This window comes from Alishewanella sp. SMS8, assembly GCF_030737935.1.
GTDB classification, from domain to species: Bacteria; Pseudomonadota; Gammaproteobacteria; order Enterobacterales; family Alteromonadaceae; genus Alishewanella; species Alishewanella maricola.
In genome coordinates this window covers 1-1,425 of sequence record NZ_JAPJEA010000017.1, presented here as the reverse complement: position 1 = coordinate 1,425, position 1,425 = coordinate 1, and the positions used below count along the sequence as shown (strand labels likewise).

Below are 1,425 nucleotides of genomic sequence, written 5' to 3'. Positions count from 1 at the left end.
ATATACAACTTAACGCAAGCAGAGCCGAAAAGTAAAACAGATTTTGAAACTAAACCATCTCGACAGCCGGCTAACGCAAAGCACAGGGGCGACGAGCCGCGCAGCGGGTTGGCGTCCCAGCGGCCAAAGGCCGCGACTGCTGCGCATTGTTAGGTGTTTGTCTTGCCGAAGCATAATATAAAAAAGGTTAATATAGACCACGTACTTATTAATACAATCAAGATACCCCATTCATCTAAAGCCAACTTATTTATAAGAAAAACATTTAAGCTAGCGGCAAACATAACGACGATAAATCCCCACTCACCCAAAGATTTGAAGTTCTTATTGGTTTTACGCTCTAACCATCGCCCAAGACTCAGCAATATAAGCCCGACAACAATTGATGAAATAACCGGTGCTAAATATTCCATGCTCTAGATCACCTAACGCCGCGTTAAGGGGTGAGTGCCGCCTAAACCAGCTTTCCGCAGACCACTTTCACCACCAAAACTAACCGCATACCAAAAATGCCACGCGGCATGAATCCCTCTTGAACGCTTTGTTATGTTTAAGCTTCAAGGGCTTAAGTTTTACCAAAACCAAGATTAACTCAGCGTTGACTCACAAACAAAAGCCAAGACCTAAAAAACTGAAATGACTCATAGATTTGAAAAACAGACTTCGAATTTTGGCAATTCAAGCCCAAAAACTTGTGGTCAAACTTCTGATTGAGCCAAGCGCACCAACCTCGCGCTTACCCGAAAATTGATTGAGGCAATTCTCTGAATTTCCAGCGCCAAAGAATTGATGTCCGGAAAACAGCGCTCACAAATGCCAACTTGCCGAGAAACACAAAACCAACAAGCCGAGGGAGCAAAGAAAAGATGCAACCAACTGATTTAACGTGATTAAACATAACGCCGCGTTAAGGGGCGCAGGCACGCACTACAAACGTGACCGCATACAACTTAACCACTAAACAAACTGCAAGCCAAAAACGCCACGCGTGCCGAATCACTCTTAAATTGCTTGTTATGTTCGGAGTTTAACTGCCGTACCAAACACTAGGATTTCTGATGCACCATCAGTAACTGAGCTAGTTGTAAAACGAATTCCCACTATTGCATCGGCATTTAACTTTACTGCATCTTCGATTAATCGTTCTACCGCTATGTTTCTGGCTTCCATCAACATCTCGGTATAACCTTTAAGCTCGCCACCCACAATACCTTTTAAGCCAGCCATGATATCGCGACCTATATGTTTAGACTGGACCACATTCCCATTAACAATACCCAGAACTGCTTCTATTTCCTTGCCAGGAATAGTTTCCGTTGTCGTGTAAATCATAATTTCTCCCTAGAACATAACGCCCCAAGCAGGGGATTTTATGAGCGTTGTTCAGCGAGTAAAATTCCCGCTGACTTGGCTTGTTAACTGCTT

Annotated in this window: 2 protein-coding genes; both read right to left on the bottom strand. The window is 43.6% G+C overall.

Annotated elements, in window-relative coordinates; all coding sequences use genetic code 11:
- Nucleotides 1-149 precede the first annotated feature (149 nt).
- Entirely contained in the window at nucleotides 150-413 is a 264-nt protein-coding gene (locus ORJ01_RS16170) for a hypothetical protein (protein WP_306178903.1), read from the bottom strand.
- Between the two features lie 601 nt (nucleotides 414-1,014).
- Nucleotides 1,015-1,332, bottom strand: a complete 318-nt coding sequence (locus tag ORJ01_RS16165) for a heavy metal-binding domain-containing protein (RefSeq protein WP_000640723.1) — start codon at nucleotides 1,330-1,332, stop codon at nucleotides 1,015-1,017.
- Nucleotides 1,333-1,425 lie beyond the last annotated feature (93 nt).